Here is a 25,864-nt window from a genome sequence, read left to right as displayed (position 1 = left end):
GAAGAAGAGAACAGGAGTCGCTGGGTGACGAGTACGGACGTGCGCAACGAAGCAGAGGACTCGGGACCCAGCGGCTACGCGGCGGCCCGGCTGCGCCTCCTCACCGAGGGGGCGCGGTCCGGGCCGCCGCGCCGTGCGGCCCTCGCCGAACTGACCGACGACTGGCTCGCGGGCCTGTTCACCGCGGGCGCCCGGGACGAGGACGGCGCCGACCGGCTCCCCCGCGGGGACGGGGGCGGGCGACGGGAGGCCCCGCAGGGCGTGTCCCTGGTCGCCGTCGGCGGCTACGGCCGCGGCGAGCTGTCCCCGCGCAGCGACCTCGACCTCCTCCTGCTGCACGACGGCACCGACCCCAAGGCGGTCGCCGCCCTCGCCGACCGCCTCTGGTACCCGGTGTGGGACCTCGGCCTCGCGCTCGACCACTCCGTGCGCACCCCGGCGGAGGCCCGCAGAACGGCCGGCGAGGACCTGAAGGTCCAGCTCGGCCTGCTGGACGCCCGCCACCTCGCCGGCGACCTCGCCCTGACCGCCGGACTGCGTACGGCCGTCCTGGCCGACTGGCGCAACCAGGCGCCCAGGCGCCTGCCCGAACTCCAGGAACTCTGCGCCGAGCGCGCCGAACGCCAGGGCGAACTGCAATACCTGCTGGAACCCGACCTCAAGGAGGCCCGCGGCGGCCTGCGCGACGCCACCGCCCTGCGCGCCGTCGCCGCCTCCTGGCTCGCCGACGCCCCGCGCGAGGGCCTCGACGACGCCCGCCGCCGGCTGCTCGACGTCCGGGACGCCCTGCACCTGGCGACCGGCCGCGCCACCGACCGCCTGGCCCTCCAGGAACAGGACCAGGTCGCGGCCGAACTGGGCCTCCTGGACGCCGACACCCTCCTGCGCCAGGTCTACGAGGCCGCCCGCGTCGTCTCCTACGCCAGTGACGTCACCTGGCGCGAGGTGGGGAGGGTGCTCCGGTCGCGCGCCGTGCGGCCGCGGCTGCGCGCCATGCTGGGCGGCGGAAAGCCGGTCGCCGAGCGCTCCCCGCTCGCCGAAGGCGTGGTGGAGCAGGACGGCGAGGTGGTGCTCGCCCGCGCCGCACGCCCCGAACGCGACCCCGTGCTCCCCCTGCGCGCCGCGGCCGCCGCCGCCCAGGCCGGCCTCCCGCTCTCCCTGTACGCCGTACGGCGCCTCGCGGCCACCGTGCGCCCCCTGCCCACCCCCTGGCCCGCCGAGGCCCGCGAACAACTCGTCACCCTGCTCGGCTCCGGCCGGCCCACGATCGAGGTCTGGGAAGCCCTGGAGGCCGAGGGCCTGATCACCCGCCTGCTGCCCGACTGGGAGCGGGTCCGCTGCCGGCCGCAGCGCAACGCCGTGCACGTCTGGACCGTCGACCGGCACCTCATCGAGACCGCCGTGCGCGCCTCCGAGTTCACCCGCCGCGTCAGCCGCCCCGACCTCCTCCTGGTCGCCGCGCTGCTGCACGACATCGGCAAGGGCTGGCCCGGCGACCACTCCGTGGCCGGCGAGATCATCGCCCGGGACGTGGCCGCCCGTATCGGCTTCGACCGCGCGGACGTCGCCGTCCTCGCCACCCTCGTCCGCCACCACCTGCTGCTCGTCGAGACGGCCACCCGGCGCGACCTGGAGGACCCGGCCACCGTGCGGTCGGTCGCCGAGGCGGTCGGCGCGCAGGGGACGCTGGAGCTGCTGCACGCGCTCACCGAGGCGGACGCCCAGGCCACCGGTCCGGCCGCCTGGTCCTCCTGGCGCGGCTCGCTCGTCGCCGACCTGGTCCGACGGGTCTCGGCGGTGCTCGCCGGGGAGACCCCCGAGGAGCCGGAGGCCGCCGCGGCCACCGCCGAACAGGAGCGGCTGGCGATCGAGGCGGTCGCGACCGGCAGCCCGGTGCTGGCACTGCGCGCGCAGACCGAGCCGCCGGCCGAGCCCGAGGCGGAAGTGCCGCCCGGCGGCCCCGAGCCGCTCGGCGTGGAACTCCTCATCGCCGTACCCGACCAGGCGGGTGTGCTGCCCGCGGTGGCCGGCGTCCTCGCCATGCACCGGCTGACCGTGCGCACCGCCGAACTGCGGGCCCTGGACCTGCCGGCCGGCGTGGAGGGCTCCGTCCTGCTGCTGAACTGGCGGGTCGCCGCCGAGTACGGCTCACTGCCCCAGGCCGCCCGGCTCCGCGCCGACCTCGTCCGCGCCCTGGACGGCACCCTGGACATCGCGAACCGGCTTGCGGAGCGCGACGCGGCCTATCCGCGGCGCCGCGGCGTGGTCGCGCCCCCGCCGCGCGTGACGGTGGCCCCGGCGGCCTCCCGCCTGGCCACCGTGATCGAGGTCCGCGCCCAGGACGCGCCGGGGCTGCTGTTCCGGATCGGGGCCGCGCTGGAGGACGCGACGGTCCGGGTGCGCAGCATGCACGTCAGCACGCTCGGCGCCAACGCCGTCGACGCCTTCTACGTCACCGGGCCGGAGGGCGCGCCACTGCCGGGGGACGAGGCCACGGCGGTGGCGCGGAAGCTGGAGGAGATGCTGCGGGCGTGACCGGGCGGTCATGTCATGCGTCGGCCCGGTGTTCCCCGCCGTGGCGGGGATGGTCCGCCGCGGGGCAACGGGCGGCTCTCCGAGGCCGCGTGCTCCCCGCCGGGGCGGGGCTTGCGTCCCCGCCCCGGCGGGAGCGATCCGGCCGCCGACGTGTTCGGTGCCGCAGGGCCCGGGCGGTCCCGGCGGACCGCCCGGGCGGTCCTCGCGGACGTGTTCCGTGTCACCTGGCCCGGCCGCCCCGCCGACGCGGCGACAAGCCCGGCTGTCCCCACCGGCGCGGACATCCTGCGTCGCCGCCCGCTGAATGAATCCAGCAGGCGGGGACGAATGCCTTGCGCGGCCGGATACCCTGGAAGACGCTCAGACTGCTCCCGACCCCCGAGGACCGACGCCGCCGTGTTCGATACTCTCTCCGATCGCCTCTCAGCGACTTTCAAGAACCTGCGCGGCAAGGGACGGCTCTCCGAGGCGGACATCGACGCCACCGCGCGCGAGATCCGCATCGCCCTCCTCGAGGCGGACGTCGCCCTGCCCGTCGTGCGGACGTTCATCAAGAACGTCAAGGAACGCGCCCTCGGCGCCGAGGTCTCCCGGGCGCTGAACCCCGCCCAGCAGGTCCTGAAGATCGTCAACGACGAGCTCGTCACGATCCTCGGCGGCGAGACCCGGCGCCTGCGCTTCGCCAAGCAGCCGCCGACCGTGATCATGCTGGCCGGTCTGCAGGGCGCCGGTAAGACCACCCTCGCGGGCAAGCTGGGCCACTGGCTGAAGGAGCAGGGCCACTCGCCGCTGCTCGTCGCCTGCGACCTCCAGCGCCCCAACGCCGTCAACCAGCTCAGCGTCGTCGCCGAGCGCGCCGGCGTGGCCGTGTACGCGCCGCAGCCGGGCAACGGCGTCGGTGACCCGGTGCAGGTCGCCAAGGACTCCATCGAGTACGCGAAGTCCCGCGTCCACGACATCGTCGTCGTCGACACCGCCGGCCGCCTCGGCATCGACCAGGAGATGATGCAGCAGGCCGCGGACATCAGGGACGCGACCCGGCCCGACGAGATCCTCTTCGTCGTCGACGCGATGATCGGCCAGGACGCGGTCAACACCGCCGAGGCCTTCCGCGACGGCGTCGGCTTCGACGGCGTGGTGCTCTCCAAGCTCGACGGCGACGCCCGCGGCGGCGCGGCCCTGTCGATCCGGCAGATCACCGGCAAGCCGATCATGTTCGCGTCGAACGGCGAGAAGCTCGACGACTTCGACGCCTTCCATCCCGACCGGATGGCCTCCCGCATCCTCGACATGGGTGACCTGCTCACCCTGATCGAGCAGGCGGAGAAGACGTTCAGCCAGGAAGAGGCCGAGAAGATGGCCTCCAAGCTGGCGTCCAAGAAGGGCCAGGACTTCACCCTGGACGACTTCCTGTCCCAGATGGAACAGGTCAGGAAGATGGGGTCGATCTCCAAGCTGCTCGGCATGCTGCCGGGCATGGGGCAGATCAAGGACCAGATCAACAACCTCGACGAGCGGGACGTCGACCGCACCGCCGCGATCATCAAGTCGATGACCCCGGGCGAGCGCCAGGACCCCACGATCATCAACGGCTCGCGCCGCGCCCGTATCGCCAAGGGCTCCGGTGTCGAGGTCAGCGCGGTCAAGGGCCTGGTCGAGCGGTTCTTCGAGGCCCGCAAGATGATGTCCCGCATGGCCCAGGGCGGCGGCATGCCGGGGATGCCGGGGATGCCGGGCATGGGCGGCGGCCCCGGCCGCACCAAGAAGCAGCCGAAGAAGGCCAAGGGCAAGCAGCGCTCCGGCAACCCGATGAAGCGCAAGCAGCAGGAGCAGGAGGAGGCCGCCCGCCGCGCGGCCGGTGCCCAGGGCGGCGCTCCCGGCGGCGCCTTCGGCCTGCCGGGCCAGCAGGCCGGCCAGGACTTCGAGCTCCCGGACGAGTTCAAGAAGTTCATGGGCTGACCCGCCCGGCGTCGGTGGGCCGACCCGCCCGGCCGACCTTCCGAGCCGTACGGTGCCGAGGGCGTCCACCCGCACGGGTGGGCGCCCTCAGCGCGTGCCGAGGCCCATGGTGTGCCGTAACGTCCAGATATGAGCGATTCCGCTCCCCGGCGCAGGGCTCCCGACCAGCCGTGGCGCACCGAGGGCACCCCGGACGAGGCGGCACGACAGCCCGGCGGCAGAAGACCGCGCGGCCGATGGTGGGCGCTCGCCGTCACCGCCGTGATCGTCTTCCTGCTGGTCTACGGCGGGCTGCACTTCTACGGCCGGGGCAACGAGCCGACGATCTCCTACACGGAGTTCAGCCGGCAGGTCGACCGGGGCAACGTCGACACCATCTACTCCAAGGGCGACGCGATCCAGGGCCGGCTCAAACAGGCCCGGGACGATCCCGAGGGCGGCGGCGAGTACACCCGGTTCAGGACGCAGCGCCCGGCCTTCGCCGACGACGCCCTCTGGCAGAACCTGAGCAGGCACGACGTCACGGTGACCGCGCGGCCGGTCGTCCAGGAGCGCGGTCTGCTGGCCAACCTGCTGATCTCGCTGGTGCCGATCGTCGTCCTGGTCGCGGTGTGGGTCTTCTTCGCCCGGCGGCTGCGCGGGGGCCTGGGCGGCGCGGGCGGCATGCTCGGCCGCAAGGCGCCGCCCCGGCCGGTCGAGCTGCGGTCGGGCACCGGGCGCACCACGTTCGCCGACGTGGCCGGGATCGACGAGGTCAAGGGGGAGCTCGACGACGTGGTCGACTTCCTGGAGCACCCGGACGTCTACCGCAGGATGGGCGCCAAGATGCCCCGCGGCGTGCTGCTGGCGGGCTCGCCCGGCACCGGCAAGACGCTGCTGGCGCGCGCGGTGGCGGGCGAGGCGGGCGTGCCGTTCTTCTCGGCCTCCGCCTCCGAGTTCATCGAGATGATCGTCGGCGTCGGCGCGTCCCGGGTCCGTGAGCTGTTCGCCGAGGCCCGCAAGGTCGCGCCGTCGATCATCTTCATCGACGAGATCGACACCATCGGGCGGGCCCGCGGCGCCGGCGCGTCGGTGAGCGGCCACGACGAGCGCGAGCAGACCCTGAACCAGATCCTCACCGAGATGGACGGCTTCACCGGCTCGGAGGGCGTCGTCGTCATCGCGGCGACGAACCGCGCCGACATCCTCGACCCGGCACTGACCCGGCCCGGCCGCTTCGACCGGGTGGTCAACGTCTCCCCGCCGGACCGCGCCGGCCGCGAGGCGATCCTGCGCATCCACACGCGGGACATCCCCCTCGCCCCTGACGTGGACCTGGCCCGGGTGGCCCGCACGACCCCGGGGATGACGGGCGCGGACCTGGCCAACCTCGCCAACGAGGCCGCCCTGCTCGCCGTCAAGCGCCAGCAGGAGCGGGTCACGCCGGCCGACCTGTCGGAGGCGCTGGAGAAGGTGCAGCTGGGGGCGGAGCGCACGCTCGTGATGCCCGAGGAGGACCGCCGTCGCACCGCCTACCACGAGAGCGGGCACGCCCTCCTCGGCATGCTGCAACCCGGCGCCGACCCGGTCCGCAAGGTCACCATCGTGCCGCGCGGCCGGGCGCTCGGGGTGACCATGTCGACGCCCGAGGTGGAGCGGTACGCCCTCTCCGAGGAGTACCTGCGCGGCCGCATCATCGGCGCCCTCGGCGGGATGGCGGCCGAGCAGGTGATCTACGGGGTCGTCACGACCGGCGCCGAGAACGACCTCGAACAGGTCACCAACATCGCGCGCGGCATGGTCGCCCGGTGGGGCATGAGCGAGCGCGTGGGCCGCCTCTCCGCACTGCCCGGCGACGCCCAGCAGGCGTACGGCCTCGCCGCCGCCCCGCGGACCCTCGACGTCATCGACGACGAGATGCGCCGCGTCGTCGAGGCGTGCTACGAGGAGGCGTGCCGCAAACTCCGCGACCACCGGGGGCAGTTGGAGGCGCTCGCCGAGGCGCTGCTGGAGCACGAGACGCTGGAGGAGGTGGACGCGTACCGCGTCGCGGGGATCACCCGGCTGACCAAGGGCGAGGGGGAGAGGGAGGCGTAGCCCCGCTGGAGCTCTCGCTCGGAGGTCTCGCTCAGAGGTCGTGTGCAGAGGTCGTGCTCAGGGTTCTCGCTCAGGGTCTCGTTCAGGGAGTCCGGGCGATCAGGTACCGGAACACGTTCGGCATCCAGACCGTGCCGTCCTTGCGCCGGTGCGGGTGCAGCGCCTCGGTCACCTCCTTCTCCACCTGCACCTGGTCGGTCGCGGCGATCGCCGCGTCGAACAGGCCGGTGGACAGCAGGCCGCGGAGGGCGCTGTCGACCCCCGCGTACCCGAAGGGGCACGCCACCCGTCCGGAACCGTCCGGCTTCAGCCCGGCCCGCTGGGCGACGTCCTCCAGGTCGTCGCGCAGGGCGGGGCGCCAACTGCCGTCGGCGCGCAGGGGATCGGCCGGCTTGGTGGCGACCCGCAGCACGCCGGAGGTGGCGCAGCGCTCCGGCGGACCCCAGCCGACGAGCACCACGGGCGCGCCCCGCTCGGCCAGCGGTGTGGCGGCCGCGAGCAGGTCGCCGAGGCCCTCGGAGTCGCCCGCGAGGCAGCCGATGGGTTCGAAGGCCGTCACCAGGGTGTACGCGGGTGCCCCGGCGTCGGCGGTGCCGGCCGCGTCCTCGGGCGTGCCGTCGACGAGCCGGATGCCGGTGGGCGCGGGCCCGCCCGGCGTCTCCGGCAGCAGCCGCCGGCGGGCGAGGGCCAGCCGCTCGGGGTGCCGGGTCTCGACGCCGGTCAGGGCGGCGCCTCTGGAGGCCGCCATCAGCAGGGCCAGACCGGATCCGCAGCCGAGGCCCAACAGCCGTGTGCCGGGGCCCACTTCCAGTCGCTCGTGGACGGCCTCGTAGAGCGGGACCAGCATCCGCTCCTGGATCTCGGACCAGTCACGCGCGCGTGCACCCGGATCAGCGCGGGGCGCCGGCCCCGTGTGAGGAAGGTGCTGCCGCACGAGCGTAGGTGTCATGGAAAAGCGCCCCAATCCGCCGAGAGTTGCCGCTGTGCCCGTTCTTCATGTGGCCCCCGTCAGTCGTCCGCACTCCCCCCGTATGTCAGGTAACTCCCCACCCGACCCCGCGTCCAGGGGTCGCGGCGCCCGGAGTGCGGTCCACCCGTGCGAGTGGCGAGATTTCACATGGCGGCAACCTGGGGCCGTACCATCGCGCCATGGCAACGGCACCCGTTCTCACCCCGCGGGCGGACGACTTCCCCCGCTGGTACCAGGATCTGATCGCCAAGGCCGAACTGGCCGACAACGGACCGGTGCGCGGCACCATGGTGATCCGACCGTACGGGTACGGACTGTGGGAGCGGATGCAGGCGGAGATGGACGCCCGCATCAAGGAGACCGGCGCCCGGAACGCGTACTTCCCCCTGCTGATGCCGCAGTCGTACCTCACGCGCGAGGCCGACCACGTCGAGGGGTTCGCGCCCGAGCTGGCGGTGGTCACGCACGGCGGCGGCAAGGAGCTCGAGGAGCCGGCGGTGGTCCGCCCCACCTCCGAGATGATCATCAACGCGTCCTTCTCGAAGTGGGTGCAGAGCTACCGCGACCTGCCGCTGCTCATCAACCAGTGGGCGAACGTGGTGCGCTGGGAGCTGCGGCCGCGGCTCTTCCTGCGCACGACCGAGTTCCTCTGGCAGGAGGGCCACACCGCACACGCCACCCGCGAGGACGCGCGCGACTTCGCCTCCCGCATCCACCGCCGGGTCTACGAGGACTTCATGGTGGACGTCCTCGCCATGGACGTCGTCGCCGGCCGCAAGACCGCCAGGGAGCGGTTCGCCGGAGCGGTCAACACCCTCACCCTCGAAGGGATGATGGGTGACGGCAAGGCCCTCCAGATGGCCACCAGCCATGAACTGGGGCAGAACTTCGCCCGGGCCTTCAACACCTCGTACCTGTCGAAGGACGGCACGCGGGAGCTGGTCTGGCAGACCTCCTGGGGCTCGACCACGCGCATGATCGGCGCCCTGGTGATGATGCACGGCGACGACGACGGTCTGCGGGTGCCGCCGCGGCTGGCGCAGGTCCAGGCCGTCGTCCTGGCGGTCAAGGGCGACGAGGCGGTTCTGGCCAAGGTCCACGAGCTGGGCGCCCGGCTGACGGCGGCCGGCCTCCGCGTCCAGGTCGACGACCGCACCGACGTGCCCTTCGGGCGGCGCGCGGTCGACTGGGAGCTCAAGGGGGTGCCCGTCCGTATCGAGATCGGCCCCCGTGACCTGGAGAACGGCACCGCGATGCTGGCGCGCCGCATCCCGGGAGGCAAGGAGCCGGTGGCCCTGGACGCGCTGGCCGATCTGCTGCCCAAGGTCCTCGAGGACGACCAGACCCTGCTGCTGCGGCAGTCCCGCGAGCGCCGCGAGTCCCGTACGGCGGACGTGGCCACGGTCGAGGAGGCCGTCGAGGCGGCCGGCGCCGGCGGCTGGGCGCGCATCCCGTGGGCGACGCTCGGCGAGGAGGGCGAGGCCAGGCTCGCCGACCACGCGGTGACCGTACGGTGTCTGGTCGCCGAGGACGGGTCGGTGCCCGAGGACGGCGACGCGCCCGGTAACGTCGCGATCGTCGCGCGCGCTTACTGAGACGACACCCTCCGGCGAGGCGGCGGCCGAAACACCTCTTGCGCCTCCGTCGCACATCTGCACCCCGGCGCGCGGGCATCGTCTACGCGCCGGGGCAGAAGGGGCGGACCGAAGGCGTATGGCGGACTACGCACCACCTTGGGGCGAGCTGTGAGACTTCTCCGCAGATCAGCGCACCCGCCCTCGTCAGGACGCATCAGCGGCAACTGACGGGTACGTGCAAATTATTTGGGATGCCCCGGAATAGGAACACAGCGGCACCCCCGCTCGTTGTCATTACGTGAGCACGACACAGACACCACCTGTTCTCGCCGCAGAGCTGGCGCAGGCGTGGGCCGACATTCAGCGGTACCACCCCGAGCTGCCGGACCTTGCCGCGCCAGAGTCCCTGATCGGGGAGTCGTCGTCCGCCTGCGGTCACGAGCTCTCCTTCGAGCGACTGCTCCATGAGGCAGTCCACGGGATCGCCGCCGCGCGCGGCGTCCGCGACACCTCCCGCGCCGGCCGATACCACAACCGCAGATTCCTCGCGATCGCCGAGGAGCTGGGCCTGGACCACCCCGAGGAACCGCACCCCAGCAGCGGCTTCTCGCTGGTCACACTCAATCCCGAGGCCAAGCGCCGCTACCGTCCGACGATCGAGCGCCTCCAGCGGGCCCTCAAGGCCCACACCGCGGCCACCTCCGCCGACACCACCCGCGCCTTCCGCGGCCCGGCCGCCCGCCACGGCTCCTCCGGCGGCGGCGTCCGCGTCAAGGCGGTCTGCGACTGCGGCCGCAACGTCCGGGTGGTGCCGTCGGTCCTCGCCCAGGCCCCCATCGTGTGCGGAGGGTGCGGCAAGCCGTTCCGCATCCCCGAGGTGGCCGGCGCGGCATGACCCGAGGGCCGTCGTGGCCCGCCCGTGGTGTACCGGCATCTCGTGGCTGCCGGGTGCGCGGGGCAGGGGGCCGGCACCGGCCGCGGGCGCGTGGGGACTGAGCGCGCACTTCCCCGCGCCCCGCTCCCGGGCACGCCTGTGAGGCACCCGAACCGCCGGGTGCCTCACAGGCGTGCCCGGGCGGACCTCCCCGCACCCTCGTCCGGAAGCGGCCCGGAGCATGTGGCAGAATGGCTGGCTGTACTCGACAGCCGCACAGGACCCCTCTCTCCTCCGGCTGACGCGTCCGTCGGGCACTCGGGTACCGCAACCCCACGCGGCGTCCCGCCGTGCCCCACCACGTCAATCCAGGAGAACCCACTCCCGTGGCAGTCAAGATCAAGCTGAAGCGTCTGGGCAAGATCCGTTCGCCTCACTACCGCATCGTCGTCGCCGACTCCCGTACCCGTCGTGACGGTCGTGCGATCGAGGAGATCGGCAAGTACCACCCGACGTACAACCCGTCGGTCATCGAGGTCGACGCCGACCGCGTGGCCTACTGGCTCGGCGTCGGCGCCCAGCCGACCGAGCCCGTGCTCGCCATCCTGAAGAAGACCGGCGACTGGCAGAAGTTCAAGGGCGAGCCCGCCCCGGCTCCGCTGCTCGTGGCCGAGCCGAAGAAGGCGCGTGTGTCGTTCGAGGCCCTCGGCGGCGACGACCAGGGCAAGGGTGAGGCCATCACCCAGAAGAAGAAGGCTGAGAAGAAGGACGAGGCCGCTGCCGAGTCCGAGTCGACCGAGGCCTGAGCAGCATGCTCGAAGAGGCGCTTGAGCACCTCGTGAAGGGCATCGTCGACAACCCCGACGATGTGCAGGTCGCCTCGCGCAACCTGCGCCGAGGGCAGGTGCTCGAGGTCCGGGTCCACCCCGACGACCTCGGCAAGGTGATCGGCCGCAACGGCCGCACCGCACGTGCCCTGCGCACCGTCGTGGGCGCCATCGGCGGCCGTGGAGTCCGCGTCGACCTCGTCGACGTCGACCACGTCCGCTGACGCAATTCGCAGCACCGGCTCGGGCCGGGGAGGGCCACTGGGCCGTCCCCGGCCCGACGTCGTGACGACAGGAGATCTTCGAACAGTGCAGCTCGTAGTCGCACGGATCGGCCGCGCCCACGGCATCAAGGGCGAGGTCACCGTGGAGGTCCGCACCGACGAGCCGGAACTGCGGCTCGCCCCCGGCGCCGTACTGTCCACGGACCCCGCCACGGCGGGGCCGCTCACGATCGAGACCGGCCGGGTGCACAGCGGCCGCCTCCTCCTGCGCTTCGCGGGCATCACCGACCGCACCGCGGCCGAGGCCCTGCGCAACACCCTCCTGATCGCCGAGGTGGATCCCGAGGAACTCCCCGAGGACGAGGACGAGTACTACGACCACCAGCTCATCGACCTCGACGTGGTGACCGAGGACGGCATGGAGGTCGGCCGGATCACCGAGATCTCCCACCTGCCCTCCCAGGACCTCTTCATCGTCGAGCGGGCCGACGGCAGCGAGGTGATGATCCCCTTCGTCGAGGAGATCGTCACCGAGATCGACCTGAAGGAGCAGCGCGCGGTCATCGCCCCGCCGCCCGGCCTCATCGACGACCGCGCGGAGATCGCCTCCGCGCGCGACTCGTCCGGGGACGGCGCCTGATGCGCCTCGACGTCGTCTCGATCTTCCCCGAGTACCTCGCCCCCCTGCACCTCTCCCTGGTCGGCAAGGCACGCGCGCGCGGACAGCTCGACGTCCATGTGCACGACCTGCGGCACTGGACGTACGACCGGCACAACACCGTCGACGACACCCCGTACGGCGGTGGCCCCGGCATGGTGATGAAGACCGAGCCGTGGGGCGACGCCCTGGACTCGGTCCTGGCCGACGGCTACGAGAGGGGCGCGCACGCCCCCGCGCTCGTCGTACCCACCCCCAGCGGCCGCCCGTTCACCCAGGAACTCGCCGTCGAACTCTCCGAGCGCCCCTGGCTGATCTTCACACCGGCCCGCTACGAGGGCATCGACCGCCGCGTCGTCGACGAGTACGCCACCCGTATCCCCGTCTACGAGGTCTCCATCGGCGACTACGTCCTCGCCGGCGGCGAGGCGGCCGTCCTGGTCGTCACCGAGGCCGTGGCCCGGCTGCTGCCCGGCGTGCTCGGCAACGCCGAGTCCCACCGCGACGACTCCTTCGCGCCCGGCACCATGGCCAACCTCCTCGAAGGCCCCGTCTACACCAAGCCGCCCGCCTGGCGCGGCCGGGACATCCCCGAGGTGCTGCTCAGCGGCCACCACGGGAAGATCGCCCGCTGGCGCCGTGACGAGGCCCTGCGGCGGACCACGGCCCGCCGGCCCGACCTGATCGAGCGCTGCGCGCCCGGCGCCTTCGACAAGAAGGACCGCGAGATGCTCTCGATCCTGGGCTGGGCGCCGGACCCCGAGGGCGAGCCGTACGGCCGATTTTGGCGCAGGACCCAGAGCGTGGAACAATAGGCCGCTGTTGTGCGCCGTCCGGTATGCGCCCCTGCCACAGGGGGACACGACGCCCGCCCCGATGCGCACGCCCCTTTTCCCGTACATCTAGTTCCCGTTGATGACCTGTGGCATCAGCGAAGAAAGCAGACGACATGTCCCACCTGCTCGACTCCCTCGACGCCGCGTCGCTGCGCAGCGACGTCCCGGCCTTCCGCCCGGGCGACACCGTCAACGTCCACGTCCGCGTCATCGAGGGCAACCGCTCCCGTGTGCAGCAGTTCAAGGGCGTCGTCATCCGCCGCCAGGGCGCCGGTGTCCGCGAGACCTTCACGGTCCGCAAGGTCTCCTTCTCCGTCGGCGTCGAGCGCACCTTCCCCGTGCACACCCCGATCGTCGAGAAGATCGAGCTCGTGACCCGCGGTGACGTGCGTCGCGCCAAGCTGTACTACCTGCGCGAGCTGCGCGGCAAGGCCGCGAAGATCAAGGAGAAGCGCGACAACTGAGCGCGCTCGGGAGTTCAGAGCGGGGCCGGATAACATCTGGCCCCGATGGACACCGAAGCACAGTCGACGGAGCGCGACCGCTCCTCCCGCCCTTCCGACACCACGCACGCCTCACAGCAGGCCGTGGGACCGGACGGGCCGGAGGGACGGTCGCGCTTCGCGTTGGTGGCGCGGATCACCGACCTGCTCCCGGGCGGCCGGATCAGCCTCACCCTGCTGATCTGCCTGCTCTTCCTGCTGCTCCTGAACGCTTTCGTGGTCAAGCCGTTCCAGATACCCAGCGGATCCATGGAGAACGGATTGAGGATCGGCGACCGCGTTCTCGTAAATAGGTTGGCGTACCGTTTCGGTGCGGAGCCGCGCCGCGGTGACGTGGTGGTGTTCGACGGCACCGGGTATTTCGGGGACGCCGACTACGTCAAGCGCGTTGTGGGTGTGGGGGGAGACCACGTGGTCTGCTGCGACGAGGAGGGGAGGATCCAGGTGAACGGCCGGCCGGTCGACGAGTCGACGTACCTGTATCCGGGCGACAGCCCGTCCACGGTGCCCTTCGACGTGGAGGTGCCCGACGGGACCCTGTTCGTCCTCGGCGACCACCGCAGCGCCTCCAGCGACTCCCGCGACCACCTGGGCTCACCGGGCGGCGGCATGATCCCCGTCGACGACGTGATCGGCCGCGCCGACTGGATCGTGCGGTCCCTCGTCGACGTCACCCGCCTGCACCGACCGGACGCCTACGCGCGCGTGCCCGCGGCGGATGCGCCGACGGACGCGGCGGTCACCCCTGCGGGCGTGGCGGTCACCACCCCTTCGGGCGCAGCGGTCACGCCTGCGGGCACGGAGGTCACCCGTACGGACACGGAGGTCACGCGTACGGACGCGGCGGTCACCCCTGCGGGCACGGCGGTCACTCGTACAGACACGGAGGTCACCCGTACGGACGTGACGGTCACCCCTGCGGGCTCGACGGTCACCCGTACGGACGTGACGGTCACCCGTACAGGCATGACAGGCACCCGTAGCGTCGCGGCAGGCACCCCGACGGACACGGCGGACGCCCATGGGTAACCGCGGCAAGCCCCGCGGCGTCCCCAGCAGCCCCGCGGACAACCTCCTGCCCACCGGAGCCCGGCGCGCCTCCGGCCCCTCGGCCGGCCGCACCCGCGCGGAGCGGCGCAAGCTCCAGCGCAAGGTCAAGCGCAAGCGCAGGCGCGGCGCCGTCCGGGAGATCCCGCTCCTCGTCGGGGTCGCCGTCCTCATAGCCCTGGTGCTGAAGACGTTCCTCGTGCAGGCCTTCGTGATCCCGTCCGGCTCGATGGAGCAGACCATCCGGATCGGCGACCGTGTCCTGGTCGACAAGTTCACGCCGTGGTTCGGCTCCAAGCCGGAGCGCGGCGACGTCGTCGTCTTCAAGGACCCCGGTGGCTGGCTCAACGACGAGCAGACCACCACCAAGAAGGACGACCCCGTCGGCGTCAAACAGGTCAAGGAGGCCCTCACCTTCATCGGCCTGCTGCCGTCCGACGACGAGAAGGACCTCATCAAGCGGGTCGTCGGCGTCGGCGGTGACCGCGTCAAGTGCTGTGATACGCAAGGGCGGGTCACCGTCAACGGCGTTCCCCTGAACGAGGGGGACTACCTCTACCCCGGCAACGCCCCCTCCGGCACCTCGTTCGACATCACCGTCCCCCAGGGACGGCTGTGGGTGATGGGTGACCACCGGGACAACTCCGCGGACTCCCGCGCCCACCAGAACACCGACTACGGCGGCACCGTCTCCGAGGACGAGGTGGTCGGGCGGGCCATGGTCATCGCCTGGCCGCTGGGCCACTGGAACACCCTCAAGGAACCGCAAACCTTCTCTTCGGTGACCGACGCGGTCGCCGGGACGGCCGCGTCCTCCAAGACGTCGCATAGGGTTGATCCCGACGATCCGAACGGAACGATCCGACTCCCGAGCCCTGCGGAACTCCCGCTCGTTATGGGAGTGGTGGGCCTGCGCCGTACCTGGGGCAGGCAGCGGCACAGAGTGAGGAGTTGGCGTGGGGGATGTGGCGGTTGGCGCACGGTCCGGGCACGACGGCGAGGAGCACCGCGGACGTCCCGTGGACGCGGCCGACCCGGCGTCGGACGACCTCGTGACCTCAGACAATGACGGCCCGGCGGCCGGCGGCGACGGACCCGGCGACGGGCCGCCCCGCACGACCGGACCGGGGCCGGACGACGGGGCGCCCCAGGCGAAGAAACCGCGTTCCTTCTGGAAGGAACTGCCGATCCTCATCGGCATCGCCCTCGTCCTCGCCCTGCTGATCAAGACGTTCCTGGTCCAGGCGTTCTCGATCCCCTCCGACTCGATGCAGAACACCCTCCAGGAGGGTGACCGCGTCCTGGTCGACAAGCTGACACCATGGTTCGGCTCCGAGCCCGAGCGCGGCGAGGTCGTGGTCTTCCACGACCCCGACAACTGGCTGGCGGGCGAGCCCACCCTCGAACCGAACGCCGTGCAGACCGTCCTCAGCTGGATCGGCCTGATGCCGTCCGCGGAGGAGAAGGACCTGATCAAGCGGGTGATCGGCGTCGGCGGCGACACCGTCTCCTGTAGCAAGACCGGCCCGCTGAAGGTCAACGGCAAGGCGCTGGACGAGTCGTACGTGTACCCCGGCAACACGCCGTGCAGCATGGACGACCAGGGCGGCCAGTTCACGGTGAAGGTCCCCGAGGGCTACATCTGGGTCATGGGCGACCACCGCCAGAACTCGCGGGACTCCCGCTACAACCAGTCCGACAAGCACCACGGCATGGTCCCCGTCGACGAGGTCGTCGGCCGCGCCGTCGTCAAGGCCTGGCCCATCAACCGCTGGGGCACGCTGCCCGTGCCGGACACCTTCGACCAGAGCGGCCTCGACGCCCGGTCGGCCGCCTCCACCGCCCTGACGGTCGCCCCGGAGGGCCTCGCCCTCGCCGGCGTCCTCCCGCTGGCGCTGTGGCGGCGCCGGCGCGCGCAGGCGTCCGGGACCCGCTGACCCGCCGTCCGCCCCGCCGCACCCGCTCGGCAAACCCTTTCCCAAGCTTGCGACCACGGCCGGGGGAGAAGGGCTGACCCGGCTCGGTACCGCCGGGTAGGGTGCGGATCCATGGGCGGCGAGAGCACGACACGTACGGCCCCGCACAGCGGCGGCAGCACCAGCAGTGGCCCGGTGGGCAGCCGGACCGGACAGCGTCTGTCCGGTGCGGCGGTCGCGCTGGGCCTCGTGCTGTTCCTCGCCGGATTCGGGTGGGCCGCGCTGACCTACCGGCCGTACACCGTGCCCACCAGTTCCATGGCCCCCACGATCGACGCCGGGGACCGGGTGCTGGCCCAGGTGGTGGACGGCGACGAGGTACGGCGCGGGGACGTGGTGGTCTTCACCGACAAGACCTGGGCGGACAACGTGCCCGTGGTCAAGCGCGTCGTCGCGGTCGGCGGTGACACGGTCTCCTGCTGCACCGACGGCAGGCTCACCGTCAACGGCCGGCAGATCGAGGAGCCCTACCTGCCCGAGGGCAGCCCCGCCGAGATCAAGAACTTCGCCGCCGTGGAGGTCCCCGAGGGCCGGCTGTTCCTGCTCGGCGACGAGCGCCAGGGCTCACTGGACTCCACCGCCCACCTCACGGACGCGGCCGCCGGCACGGTCGCGCGCGGTGCCGTCAAGGCCCGCGTCGACGCCGTCGTCTGGCCCATGGAGGGCATGCTCGAGCGCCCGACCGGCTTCGAGCCGCTCGGCGCGCTCTCCCGGCCGGGCCCGCTGAGCACGATCGGCTGGCTGATCGTCGTCGGCGCGGCCCTCGTCCTCGGCGGCGGCGCGTACGGCCCGATCGCCCAGCGCGTCACCCGTCGTTCCCGGCCGGAGTCCGCCGGTGACCGCTGAGACGAGCCGCGCGAGCACCGACTCGTACGAGGGCGGGCTGCGCAGGGTCGCCCGGGTGGTCCTGCTCGACCCCGAGGACCGCATCCTGCTGCTGCACGGCCACGAGCCGGACGACCCGGCCGACGACTGGTGGTTCACGCCCGGCGGTGGAGTGGAGGGCGACGAGACCCGTGAAGAGGCCGCGCTGAGGGAACTCGCCGAGGAGACGGGCATCACCGACGTCGACCTCGGCCCGGTGGTGTGGCGGCGCAGGTGCTCCTTCCCGTTCGCGGGCCGCCGCTGGGACCAGGACGAGTGGTACTACCTGGCCCGTACGACCGTGACGGTGACCGGGGCCACCGCCCTGACCGAGCTGGAGCGGCGCAGCGTCGCCGGAGCGCGCTGGTGGACGTGTCGGGAACTCGCCCGGACACATGAGACGGTGTATCCGACCAGACTCGCCGAGCTGCTGCAGCGGCTGCTCGACGAAGGTCCCCCGGCCCGCCCCGAAACCCTCGACACGGAAATCGTCTAGCGGCTCACGGTACGGGCGCACAATGGGGAGATCGCACGGCTGAAGGGGAACATGCCATGAGCGCCGAGGACCTCGAGAAGTACGAGACCGAGATGGAGCTGAAGCTCTACCGGGAGTACCGCGACGTCGTCGGTCTGTTCAAATACGTGATCGAGACCGAGCGGCGTTTCTACCTGACCAACGACTACGAGATGCAGGTGCACTCGGTCCAGGGCGAGGTGTTCTTCGAGGTGTCGATGGCGGACGCCTGGGTGTGGGACATGTACCGGCCGGCCCGGTTCGTGAAGCAGGTACGGGTCCTCACGTTCAAGGACGTGAACATCGAGGAGCTGAACAAGAGCGACCTGGAGCTTCCGGGCGGGTGACGGGCACCCCCGTGCGGGTGGCTGCTCACCCATGTGGGTGACGGGGTTTTCCACAAGCACCGAGTTGCGCACCAAGATCCATCTCTTCGCCGCCGATGCGTGAACGTGGGCACCGGAGGTGGTGCCCACATGAGCACGGATCTGGCGCGAGGAGCGCTCGGCAGGTACGGCGAGGAACTGGCCGCCCGAAGGCTGGCCGAAGCCGGGATGACGGTCCTGGAGCGCAACTGGCGCTGCGGCAGGACCGGAGAGATCGACATCGTCGCGCGGGACGGCGACGTCCTGGTCGTCTGCGAGGTCAAGACCCGCAGGAGCGGTGGCTTCCAGCACCCCATGGCGGCGCTGACACCCGCCAAGGCCCAGCGCCTGCGCGGCCTCGCCGAACGCTGGATCCAGACACACGGAGGAGCGCCGCCGGGCGGCGTCCGCATCGACCTGGTCGGCGTCGTCCTGCCGAGCCGCGGCGCCCCCGTCGTCGAGCACGCACGGGGGGTGGCCTGAGATGGGGTTCGCACGGACGTGCTCGGTCGCGCTGGTGGGCGTCGAGGGGGTCGTGGTCGAGGTCCAGGCGGACCTGGAGCCCGGAGTGGCGGCCTTCACCCTGGTGGGGCTGCCGGACAAGAGCCTGAGCGAGAGCCGGGACCGGGTGCGCGCGGCGGTGGTGAACTCGGGCGCCGAATGGCCGCAGAAGAAACTCACCGTCGGGCTCAGCCCCGCCTCGGTACCCAAGGGCGGCAGCGGTTTCGACCTCGCCATCGCCAGCGCCGTACTCGGCGCGAGCGAGCGGATCGACCCCCGCGTACTCGCCGACATCGTGATGATCGGGGAACTGGGACTCGACGGACGCGTACGGCCGGTGCGGGGCGTGCTGCCCGCCGTCCTGGCCGCCGCCGAGGCCGGCTACGAGCAGGTGGTCGTGCCGGAGTGCGCCGCCGCCGAGGCATCCCTGGTACCAGGCGTCTCCGTGCTCGGGGTACGCAGCCTGCGGCAGCTGATCGCCGTCCTGGCCGACGAGCCCGTACCGGAGGAGGAACGGGACGACCCGGACCGGCCGGACCCGCTCCTGGCCGGCCTGCGGATGCCCGGCACCGCAGCGGCCAGCGGCATGCTCGGCGCGGGCGGGCACGACCAGGGCCTCGACCTCGCCGACGTCGTGGGCCAGCGCTCGGCGCGGACAGCCGTCGAGGTCGCCGCGGCAGGCGGACACCACCTGTTCCTCGAAGGGCCCCCGGGCGCGGGCAAGACGATGCTCGCCGAACGCCTCCCCGCCGTGCTGCCCCAGCTCACCCGGGAGGAGTCCCTGGAAGTCACGGCGGTCCACTCGGTGGCAGGGCTCCTGCCGCCCGGCAAACCCCTCATCGACGTTCCCCCCTACTGCGCCCCGCACCACTCCGCCACCATGCAGGCACTCGTCGGGGGCGGCGCGAACATCGCCCGCCCGGGCGCCGTCTCCATGGCACACCGAGGGGTGCTCTTCCTGGACGAGACCCCGGAATTCAGCAGCCGGGCCCTCGACGCCCTGCGCCAGCCCCTCGAGGCGGGACACGTCGTGATCGCGCGCAGCGCCGGCGTGGTGCGATTCCCCGCGCGGTTCCTGATGGTGCTCGCGGCCAACCCCTGCCCGTGCGGCCGCTTCTCCCAGCGGGACACCCTGTGCGAGTGCCCGCCCTCCGCGGTCCGCCGCTACCAGGCCCGGCTCTCCGGGCCGCTGCTCGACCGGGTCGACCTGCGCGTCGAGGTGGACCCGGTCGGCAGGGCGGAACTCGTCCACCGAGGACCCGGAGGCGAGTCCACCGCGACCGTCGCCGACCGCGTGCGAGCAGCCCGCCAGCGTACGGCGGCCCGGCTCGCCGACACCCCCTGGCGGACCAACAGCGAAGTGCCCGGACGGGAGCTGCGCAGCCGGTTCCGCCCCGCGACCGGGGCCATGGACGAAGCCGAACGGAACCTGGAACGCGGCGTGCTCACCGCCCGTGGCCTGGACCGGGTCCTGCGCGTCGCCTGGACCGTCGCCGACCTCGTCGGCCACGACCGGCCCGCCCCCTCGGACGTCGCCCTGGCGCTGCAACTGCGCACGGGCGTGCCGCGCGGGGTGCCGATGGCGCTCGGAGCCCTGACATGACCGCCGCCACCGACCCGGACGAGGAGCGGCTCGCCCGGGTCTTCCTGGCCCGGGTCGTCGAGCCCGGCGACGAGGCCGGCGGGCAGTGGGTGCGCGAGCGAGGAGCCGCCGAGGTGGCCCGACGGCTACGGGACGGCGGAGAGCCCCTGCCCGGGGTCACGGCGCGCAAGTGGGCCGGACTCCTGGCGCGGGCCGCGCGGGCCGAACCGGAGCGCGACCTGGCCGTCGCACGGGACGCGGGCGTGCGGTTCGTGTGCCCGGGGGACGTCGAGTGGCCCCGGCCCCTGGACGACCTCGGGGACGCCCGTCCCCTGGGCCTGTGGGTCCGCGGCGGGCCCAGCCTGCGGATGTGGGCGCTGCGCTCGGTCGCGGTCGTCGGCGCCCGCGCCTGCACCGAGTACGGCGCCCACATGGCGCTCACCCTCGCCGCCGGACTCGCCGAACGCGGCTGGGTGGTGGTCTCCGGCGGCGCGTACGGCGTCGACGGCGCCGCCCACCGCGGCGCCCTCGGAGCGGGCGGCGCCACCGTGGCCGTCCTCGCCTGCGGAGTCGACCGGCCCTACCCGCGCGGCCACACGGAACTGATCGGCAGGATCGCGGCACAGGGGCTGGTCGTGGGAGAACTGCCGCCGGGCGACCACCCGACACCGAGCAGGTTCGTCCAGCGCAACCGGGTGATCGCCGCGCTCACCCGCGGCACGGTGGTGGTCGAGGCCGCCCACCGCAGCGGCTCGCTGGTCACCGCACGGGCGGCCCTGCGGCTCGGCCGGCACACGATGGGGGTGCCCGGGCCCGCCACCAGCGCCCTGTCCGCGGGGGTACACGAACTCCTGCGGCAGGAAGCAGTGCTGGTCACCGACGCCGCGGAGGTCATCGAGCTGGTCGGTGACATGGGCGAGCTGGCGCCGGAACGGCACGGGCCGGTGCTGCCGCGCGACCTGCTGCACGCCGGTGCCCGGCGGGTCCTGGCCGCCCTCCCCGGCCACCGGGCCGCAGCGGCCGACGAGATCGCCCGCGAGGCCTGGACCACCCCGGACGACGCGATCGCGAGACTGTACGAACTCAGGGCACTCGGCTACGTCGAACGACATGGCGACGGCTGGAAGTTGACACGCCAGGCGATGCTCTCCGTCCGAGGAGGGCGACACCCGTGTTGACCGACGGGTTCGGCCGTCCGGGGGAACGCCGAACCCCTTGCAAACCACCGCAGTTGACGCGCCCCGGCCGTCAGCCGCGGCGACCGCCCCGCCCCGGCGCGCCGCCCACGGGGACGCCTCCGCGGACAGGCCCGACCCGGTCCTTCGCGCACCGCGACACTCCAGTCACGCTACGCTCACAAGGCTTCCGGTACAGAACGGCACCCACCGCCCACTTCCCGCAGGACGGCACCACCCGGCACCAGACGGAGCAACGACGACAGCTCACCCCGTACCCCTTCCATCCCCCGTACGTCACGGCAGAACGGCACAAGGCGACGAATGCCCCAGCACACCTCCGGGTCCGACCGGGCGGCGATCCCCCCAGCCGCCCGCGACGGTGGCAGCGCGCGGCCGCCCGCTCCCTCGACGCTCGAGGAGCTGTGGCGCTCGTACAAGGCGACGGGGGACGACCGGCTGCGGGAGCAGCTGATCCTGCACTACTCGCCACTGGTGAAGTACGTCGCCGGCCGGGTCAGCGTGGGCCTGCCGCCCAACGTGGAGCAGGCGGACTTCGTGTCCTCCGGGGTCTTCGGGCTGATCGACGCGATCGAGAAGTTCGACATCGACCGGGAGATCAAGTTCGAGACGTACGCGATCACCCGGATCCGGGGCGCGATGATCGACGAACTGCGGGCGCTGGACTGGATCCCGAGATCCGTGCGGCAGAAGGCCCGCAACGTGGAACGGGCGTACGCGACGCTGGAGGCGCGGCTGCGGCGGACGCCCACGGAGTGCGAGGTCGCCGCCGAGATGGGCATCGCCGTCGATGAACTGCACACGGTGTTCAGCCAGCTGTCGCTGGCCAACGTGGTGGCGCTGGAAGAACTGCTGCACGTCGGGGGCGAGAGCGGAGACGGTCTCAGCGTCATGGACACGCTGGAGGACACCGCCGCGGACAACCCCGTGGAGGTCGCCGAGGACCGGGAACTGCGCAGATTCCTGGCACGGGCGATCAACACGCTGCCCGACCGCGAGAAGACGGTGGTCACGCTCTACTACTACGAAGGGCTGACCCTCGCCGAGATCGGCAACGTACTGGGGGTGACCGAGAGCCGGGTCAGCCAGATCCACACCAAATCGGTGCTCCAGCTGCGTGCGAAACTGGCGAGCTTCGGTCGTTGACCTGGCCGGATGACGGAAGTGGGAGCGGAGTCACTCCCGTCGGCGGTGCGGCGTCCGTAAAGTGGTCGACGTGCCAAGGATTCGAGCGGCCTCCGTGGCCGAGCACCGGTCGATGCAGCGAGCCGCCCTGCTGGACGCGGCCCGCTCGCTGCTGTCCGAGGGCGGGACGGAGGCGCTGACCTTCCCCGCCCTAGCGGAGCGGACGGGGCTCGCCCGTTCGTCCGTGTACGAGTACTTCCGGTCCCGCGCCGCCGTGGTCGAGGAACTGTGCGAGGTCGACTTCCCCGTGTGGGCGGCGGAGGTCGAGGCGGCGATGGCCGCGGCCGACGTGCCGGCGGCCAAGGTCGAGGCGTATGTGCGGCGGCAACTGGCGCTGGTCGGCGACCGGCGGCACCGGGCCGTCGTGGCCATCTCGGCGAGCGAGCTGGACGCGGGGGCACGGGAGAAGATCCGCGCCGCCCACGGCGGACTCGTCGCGATGATCGTCGAGGCGCTGGGCGAGATGGGACACGCGGAGCCCCGGCTGGCGGCGATGCTGCTCCAGGGCATCGTGGACGCGGCCGTGCGCCGGATCGAGCTGGGAGCCGCAGAAGATCCCGTGGTGATCACGGACGCGGCGGTCGCAATGGTGCTGCGGGGGGTCACCGGCTGACACCGGCCGGGCAGGGTGCCGGGGCCGCCGTTGCGGTGGGGGCCACCGCGCCCGTCCTCGCCATCGGGCCCCCTCCCCCCTTCCCCCTCCCCCCCACCCCCCCACCCCCCGACCCACCCTCCCTGTCCCAGCCCGCCCAAAGCCCCGCAGCCGAACTGCTCGGCGTGCCCGCCGTCTACGGAAGCGGTACTCCCAGGACCGGCAGCAGTCGCGGCGGGCCCTTTCTCAGTAGCTCCGGCGGCAGCAGTGTGAGTGGGTTCAGGTAGGTTCGGCCTCTCAGTAGTCCCCAGTGCAGGCACGGTGCCGTGCAGTGCGAGCCGGTGGGTTCCACGGTGCCGATCGCCTCGCCCGCCATCACCTCGTCGCCCCTGGCGACCGACGCCCGTACCGGCTCGTACGTGGTGCGCAGGTCCGTGCCTGTGAGTTCCACGGACACCACGCCCCGCCCTGCGACCCGGCCCGCGTACGACACGTGGCCGGCCGCCGCCGCGTGCACCGGTGCGCCGGGTGCTGTCGTGAGGTCCACGCCTCGGTGGCCGCGGGTGTACGCCGTCGCCGGGGGTTCCCAGCCGCGTAGCACGGTCGGGCGCGTGCCCACCGGCCAGGACCGGCCGATGGGTGGGGCCGGGGCCGGCGGGGGAGGGGTGGCGTGTGGCGGTGGGGGCGGATCGGCCCACGCCACGGGGGCCGCCATGGTGATCAGGAGCCCCAGCAGCAGGGCCGTACATCGCTTCGGGTGCATGCGGAAAGGGTCCCGTGAGCCGGCCGATCACGGCCGGAACCTGTGGACAACCTTCCGCTTGTGGACGGCGGCGTCACCCGGCGCCCCCCGGGTCCCGTACACTTCTTCTGGCGATCCGGGTCACCGGGTCGACTTCGCACGCCCCGGTACCAGGGCCGACACGCTCGGTCCGCCGGTATCCGCGCCCCTCGGTCCTTCGTGGCTCGGCGCACCGCGGGCGTCAGGCGCGGGAGCCGTCCGGCTCTCGCGGCACAACCGAGAAACTCAAGGAGAACGGCCATGGCCGTCGTCACGATGCGGGAGCTGCTGGAGAGCGGCGTCCACTTCGGTCACCAGACCCGTCGCTGGAACCCGAAGATGAAGCGCTTCATCTTCACCGAGCGCAACGGCATCTACATCATCGACCTGCTCCAGTCGCTGTCGTACATCGACCGCGCCTACGAGTTCGTCAAGGAGACCGTCGCCCACGGCGGCACGGTCATGTTCGTCGGCACGAAGAAGCAGGCGCAGGAGGCCATCGCCGAGCAGGCGACCCGCGTCGGCATGCCCTACGTCAACCAGCGCTGGCTGGGCGGCATGCTCACCAACTTCTCGACCGTCTACAAGCGTCTGCAGCGCCTCAAGGAGCTCGAGCTCATCGACTTCGAGGACGTCGCCGCGTCCGGTCTGACCAAGAAGGAGCTCCTGGTCCTCTCCCGCGAGAAGGCCAAGCTGGAGAAGACCCTCGGCGGTATCCGCGAGATGTCCAAGGTCCCGAGCGCCGTCTGGATCGTGGACACCAAGAAGGAGCACATCGCGGTCGGTGAGGCCCGGAAGCTCAACATCCCGGTCGTCGCCATCCTCGACACCAACTGCGACCCCGACGAGGTCGACTACAAGATCCCGGGCAACGACGACGCGATCCGCTCCGTCACCCTGCTCACCCGTGTGATCGCCGACGCCGTCGCCGAGGGCCTCATCGCCCGTTCGGGCGTCGCCACCGGCGACAAGGGTGAGAAGGCCGCGGGCGAGCCGCTCGCCGAGTGGGAGCGCAACCTGCTCGAGGGTGAGAAGAAGGCCGACGAGGCTCCGGCCGCCGAGGCGCCCGCCGCTGAGGCCCCGGCCGCCGAGGCTCCGGCCGCTGAGGCCCCGGCTGCCGAGGCGCCCGCCGCTGAGGCTCCGGCCGCCGAGGGCGAGCAGGCCTGACCGTCCCGTCAGCGTCGACGGCGGGAGTGGTGACATGAGATCCGCTCCCGCCGTTCACCCGTAGGTCAGCGCAGAGTCGGAGATCTACATCTCCATGTAGATCGCAGACCGTGCAGATCTCCGATCTTCCAGACTTCGAGAAAGATTCACAGACTCATGGCGAACTACACCGCCGCCGACGTCAAGAAGCTCCGTGAGCTCACCGGCGCCGGCATGATGGACTGCAAGAAGGCGCTGGACGAGGCCGAGGGCCAGGTCGACAAGGCCGTCGAGGCGCTCCGCATCAAGGGCCAGAAGGGCGTCGCCAAGCGCGAGGGCCGCTCCGCCGAGAACGGCGCCGTGGTCTCGATCATCGCCGCCGACAACTCCTCCGGTGTCCTGGTGGAGCTGAAGTGCGAGACGGACTTCGTCGCCAAGGGCGAGAAGTTCCAGAGCGTCGCCACCGCGATCGCCGAGCACGTCGCCAAGACCTCCCCGGCCGACATCGAGGCCCTGCTCGCCTCGGAGATCGAGGCCGGCAAGACCGTCCAGGCGTTCGTGGACGAGGCCAACGCCAACCTCGGTGAGAAGATCGTCCTGGACCGCTTCGCGCAGTTCGCCGACGGCTTCGTGATCGCGTACATGCACCGCACGATGCCCGACCTGCCCCCGCAGATCGGTGTCCTCGTCGAGCTGGACAAGCCGAACGCCGAGGTCGCCAAGGGCGTCGCCCAGCACATCGCCGCCTTCGCGCCGAAGTACCTCTCCAAGGAGGACGTGCCGGCCGAGGTCGTCGAGTCCGAGCGCCGCATCGCCGAGGAGACCACCCGCGCCGAGGGCAAGCCCGAGGCCGCGATCGCCAAGATCGTCGAGGGTCGTCTCAACGGCTTCTTCAAGGACGCCACGCTGCTCGGCCAGCCGTACGCGCTCGACAACAAGAAGTCGGTCCAGAAGGTCCTGGACGAGGCCGGTGTCGCCCTGAAGCGCTTCGCGCGCATCAAGGTCGGCATCTGAGTCCGTACCGCGACGGACGCCCGGCCCCGATAGGGTCGGCAGCAGTCGTCCGCGTGCGTCGT

Annotated in this window: 24 protein-coding genes and 1 pseudogene; 23 read left to right on the top strand and 2 right to left on the bottom strand. The window is 72.2% G+C overall.

The annotated features are described in order from the left end of the window. Positions 1–24: 24 nt before the first annotated feature. The 3 genes from ACIP67_RS14675 (at position 25) to ftsH (ending at position 6,570) form a co-directional block, all read left to right on the top strand. Positions 25–2,535: a [protein-PII] uridylyltransferase gene (locus ACIP67_RS14675; protein WP_401691805.1), complete on the top strand. Its 2,511-nt coding sequence runs from the start codon at positions 25–27 to the stop codon at positions 2,533–2,535. 396 nt (positions 2,536–2,931) lie between these two features. Next, positions 2,932–4,494 carry a signal recognition particle protein gene (ffh, locus tag ACIP67_RS14670; RefSeq protein ID WP_401691802.1) on the top strand — a complete coding sequence of 521 codons (1,563 nt, stop codon included), beginning with the start codon at positions 2,932–2,934 and terminating at the stop codon, positions 4,492–4,494. Positions 4,495–4,623: 129 nt separating this feature from the next. Then, positions 4,624–6,570 carry an ATP-dependent zinc metalloprotease FtsH gene (gene ftsH / locus ACIP67_RS14665; protein WP_401691800.1) on the top strand — a complete coding sequence of 649 codons (1,947 nt, stop codon included), beginning with the start codon at positions 4,624–4,626 and terminating at the stop codon, positions 6,568–6,570. Positions 6,571–6,652: 82 nt separating this feature from the next. Here the strand turns inward: ftsH and ACIP67_RS14660 are convergent, their stop codons facing one another. Continuing rightward, a complete protein-coding gene (locus tag ACIP67_RS14660; protein ID WP_401691797.1) occupies positions 6,653–7,519 on the bottom strand; it encodes an SAM-dependent methyltransferase in 867 nt (288 codons plus the stop codon). A gap of 200 nt (positions 7,520–7,719) precedes the next feature. Here ACIP67_RS14660 and proS point away from each other — a divergent pair, with 200 nt between their 5' ends. The 18 genes and pseudogenes from proS to ACIP67_RS14570 all read left to right on the top strand — a co-directional run bounded on the left by proS (position 7,720) and on the right by ACIP67_RS14570 (position 22,882). Then, on the top strand, positions 7,720–9,135 hold the full coding sequence (proS, locus tag ACIP67_RS14655) for a proline--tRNA ligase (protein WP_401691795.1): 1,416 nt from the start codon (positions 7,720–7,722) through the stop codon (positions 9,133–9,135). Between the two features lie 280 nt (positions 9,136–9,415). Continuing rightward, positions 9,416–10,012: a hypothetical protein gene (locus ACIP67_RS14650; RefSeq protein ID WP_389520263.1), complete on the top strand. Its 597-nt coding sequence runs from the start codon at positions 9,416–9,418 to the stop codon at positions 10,010–10,012. A gap of 365 nt (positions 10,013–10,377) precedes the next feature. Beyond that, the gene (gene rpsP, locus ACIP67_RS14645) at positions 10,378–10,797 is read left to right on the top strand and encodes a 30S ribosomal protein S16 (RefSeq protein WP_401691793.1); all 420 of its coding nucleotides are present in this window, start codon (positions 10,378–10,380) and stop codon (positions 10,795–10,797) included. A 5-nt stretch (positions 10,798–10,802) separates the two neighbouring features. After that, complete coding sequence (locus tag ACIP67_RS14640; RefSeq protein ID WP_115744409.1) at positions 10,803–11,042, top strand: RNA-binding protein; 240 nt, start codon at positions 10,803–10,805, stop codon at positions 11,040–11,042. 85 nt (positions 11,043–11,127) lie between these two features. Next, entirely contained in the window at positions 11,128–11,682 is a 555-nt protein-coding gene (gene rimM / locus ACIP67_RS14635; protein WP_401691791.1) for a ribosome maturation factor RimM, read from the top strand. Further along, on the top strand, positions 11,682–12,515 hold the full coding sequence (trmD, locus tag ACIP67_RS14630; protein ID WP_401691789.1) for a tRNA (guanosine(37)-N1)-methyltransferase TrmD: 834 nt from the start codon (positions 11,682–11,684) through the stop codon (positions 12,513–12,515). The genes rimM and trmD overlap by 1 nt, the downstream gene beginning before the upstream one ends. A gap of 134 nt (positions 12,516–12,649) precedes the next feature. Further along, on the top strand, positions 12,650–13,000 hold the full coding sequence (gene rplS / locus ACIP67_RS14625; RefSeq protein WP_264936867.1) for a 50S ribosomal protein L19: 351 nt from the start codon (positions 12,650–12,652) through the stop codon (positions 12,998–13,000). Between the two features lie 45 nt (positions 13,001–13,045). Continuing rightward, positions 13,046–13,759: pseudogene (lepB, locus tag ACIP67_RS14620) on the top strand (signal peptidase I); the annotation flags it as partial. Positions 13,760–14,060: 301 nt separating this feature from the next. After that, positions 14,061–15,155: a signal peptidase I gene (lepB, locus tag ACIP67_RS14615; RefSeq protein WP_401691786.1), complete on the top strand. Its 1,095-nt coding sequence runs from the start codon at positions 14,061–14,063 to the stop codon at positions 15,153–15,155. Next, positions 15,043–16,023, top strand: a complete 981-nt coding sequence (lepB, locus tag ACIP67_RS14610; RefSeq protein ID WP_401691784.1) for a signal peptidase I — start codon at positions 15,043–15,045, stop codon at positions 16,021–16,023. Before lepB (ACIP67_RS14615) ends, lepB (ACIP67_RS14610) begins: the two co-directional genes overlap by 113 nt. 111 nt (positions 16,024–16,134) lie before the next feature. Then, positions 16,135–16,908 carry a signal peptidase I gene (gene lepB, locus ACIP67_RS14605; protein ID WP_401691782.1) on the top strand — a complete coding sequence of 258 codons (774 nt, stop codon included), beginning with the start codon at positions 16,135–16,137 and terminating at the stop codon, positions 16,906–16,908. After that, complete coding sequence (locus ACIP67_RS14600; RefSeq protein WP_401691780.1) at positions 16,898–17,422, top strand: NUDIX hydrolase; 525 nt, start codon at positions 16,898–16,900, stop codon at positions 17,420–17,422. Before lepB (ACIP67_RS14605) ends, ACIP67_RS14600 begins: the two co-directional genes overlap by 11 nt. Positions 17,423–17,478: 56 nt before the next feature. Further along, on the top strand, positions 17,479–17,787 hold the full coding sequence (locus ACIP67_RS14595) for a DUF2469 domain-containing protein (protein ID WP_003965949.1): 309 nt from the start codon (positions 17,479–17,481) through the stop codon (positions 17,785–17,787). A gap of 99 nt (positions 17,788–17,886) precedes the next feature. Next, the gene (locus tag ACIP67_RS14590; RefSeq protein WP_401691778.1) at positions 17,887–18,288 is read left to right on the top strand and encodes a YraN family protein; all 402 of its coding nucleotides are present in this window, start codon (positions 17,887–17,889) and stop codon (positions 18,286–18,288) included. A gap of 1 nt (position 18,289) precedes the next feature. Beyond that, positions 18,290–19,909 carry a YifB family Mg chelatase-like AAA ATPase gene (locus ACIP67_RS14585; protein ID WP_401691776.1) on the top strand — a complete coding sequence of 540 codons (1,620 nt, stop codon included), beginning with the start codon at positions 18,290–18,292 and terminating at the stop codon, positions 19,907–19,909. Beyond that, positions 19,906–21,066, top strand: a complete 1,161-nt coding sequence (gene dprA / locus ACIP67_RS14580; RefSeq protein ID WP_401691774.1) for a DNA-processing protein DprA — start codon at positions 19,906–19,908, stop codon at positions 21,064–21,066. Before ACIP67_RS14585 ends, dprA begins: the two co-directional genes overlap by 4 nt. Before the next feature lie 321 nt (positions 21,067–21,387). Further along, on the top strand, positions 21,388–22,230 hold the full coding sequence (gene whiG / locus ACIP67_RS14575) for an RNA polymerase sigma factor WhiG (protein WP_389520245.1): 843 nt from the start codon (positions 21,388–21,390) through the stop codon (positions 22,228–22,230). A gap of 94 nt (positions 22,231–22,324) precedes the next feature. After that, positions 22,325–22,882, top strand: a complete 558-nt coding sequence (locus ACIP67_RS14570) for a TetR/AcrR family transcriptional regulator (protein WP_401692138.1) — start codon at positions 22,325–22,327, stop codon at positions 22,880–22,882. Positions 22,883–23,057: 175 nt separating this feature from the next. Here the strand turns inward: ACIP67_RS14570 and ACIP67_RS14565 are convergent, their stop codons facing one another. Next, positions 23,058–23,624: a murein hydrolase activator EnvC family protein gene (locus ACIP67_RS14565; RefSeq protein WP_401691772.1), complete on the bottom strand. Its 567-nt coding sequence runs from the start codon at positions 23,622–23,624 to the stop codon at positions 23,058–23,060. Positions 23,625–23,903: 279 nt separating this feature from the next. On the opposite strand from ACIP67_RS14565, the gene rpsB reads away from it, so the two are divergent. Then, positions 23,904–24,809, top strand: a complete 906-nt coding sequence (gene rpsB / locus ACIP67_RS14560) for a 30S ribosomal protein S2 (protein ID WP_401691771.1) — start codon at positions 23,904–23,906, stop codon at positions 24,807–24,809. Positions 24,810–24,965: 156 nt separating this feature from the next. Then, positions 24,966–25,802, top strand: a complete 837-nt coding sequence (gene tsf, locus ACIP67_RS14555) for a translation elongation factor Ts (RefSeq protein WP_401691769.1) — start codon at positions 24,966–24,968, stop codon at positions 25,800–25,802. Positions 25,803–25,864 lie beyond the last annotated feature (62 nt).

It is taken from the genome of Streptomyces sp. NPDC088812, from assembly GCF_044750285.1.
GTDB lineage: Bacteria > Actinomycetota > Actinomycetes > Streptomycetales > Streptomycetaceae > Streptomyces.
The sequence above is the reverse complement of the archived record's forward strand: the minus strand, read 5'-3'. Positions and strand labels throughout refer to the sequence as shown.

Excerpts from the sequence above, each read along its gene's own strand:
- ftsH (WP_401691800.1), top strand. The coding sequence starts at position 4,624 with ATGAGCGATTCCGCTCCCCGGCGCAGGGCTCCCGACCAGCCGTGGCGC.
- ACIP67_RS14660 (WP_401691797.1), bottom strand. The coding sequence starts at position 7,519 with ATGACACCTACGCTCGTGCGGCAGCACCTTCCTCACACGGGGCCGGCG.
- proS (WP_401691795.1), top strand. The coding sequence starts at position 7,720 with ATGGCAACGGCACCCGTTCTCACCCCGCGGGCGGACGACTTCCCCCGC.
- ACIP67_RS14640 (WP_115744409.1), top strand. The coding sequence starts at position 10,803 with ATGCTCGAAGAGGCGCTTGAGCACCTCGTGAAGGGCATCGTCGACAAC.
- trmD (WP_401691789.1), top strand. The coding sequence starts at position 11,682 with ATGCGCCTCGACGTCGTCTCGATCTTCCCCGAGTACCTCGCCCCCCTG.
- rplS (WP_264936867.1), top strand. The coding sequence starts at position 12,650 with ATGTCCCACCTGCTCGACTCCCTCGACGCCGCGTCGCTGCGCAGCGAC.
- lepB (WP_401691786.1), top strand. The coding sequence starts at position 14,061 with ATGGGTAACCGCGGCAAGCCCCGCGGCGTCCCCAGCAGCCCCGCGGAC.
- lepB (WP_401691782.1), top strand. The coding sequence starts at position 16,135 with ATGGGCGGCGAGAGCACGACACGTACGGCCCCGCACAGCGGCGGCAGC.
- ACIP67_RS14595 (WP_003965949.1), top strand. The coding sequence starts at position 17,479 with ATGAGCGCCGAGGACCTCGAGAAGTACGAGACCGAGATGGAGCTGAAG.
- ACIP67_RS14585 (WP_401691776.1), top strand. The coding sequence starts at position 18,290 with ATGGGGTTCGCACGGACGTGCTCGGTCGCGCTGGTGGGCGTCGAGGGG.
- dprA (WP_401691774.1), top strand. The coding sequence starts at position 19,906 with ATGACCGCCGCCACCGACCCGGACGAGGAGCGGCTCGCCCGGGTCTTC.
- whiG (WP_389520245.1), top strand. The coding sequence starts at position 21,388 with ATGCCCCAGCACACCTCCGGGTCCGACCGGGCGGCGATCCCCCCAGCC.
- ACIP67_RS14565 (WP_401691772.1), bottom strand. The coding sequence starts at position 23,624 with ATGCACCCGAAGCGATGTACGGCCCTGCTGCTGGGGCTCCTGATCACC.
- rpsB (WP_401691771.1), top strand. The coding sequence starts at position 23,904 with ATGGCCGTCGTCACGATGCGGGAGCTGCTGGAGAGCGGCGTCCACTTC.
- tsf (WP_401691769.1), top strand. The coding sequence starts at position 24,966 with ATGGCGAACTACACCGCCGCCGACGTCAAGAAGCTCCGTGAGCTCACC.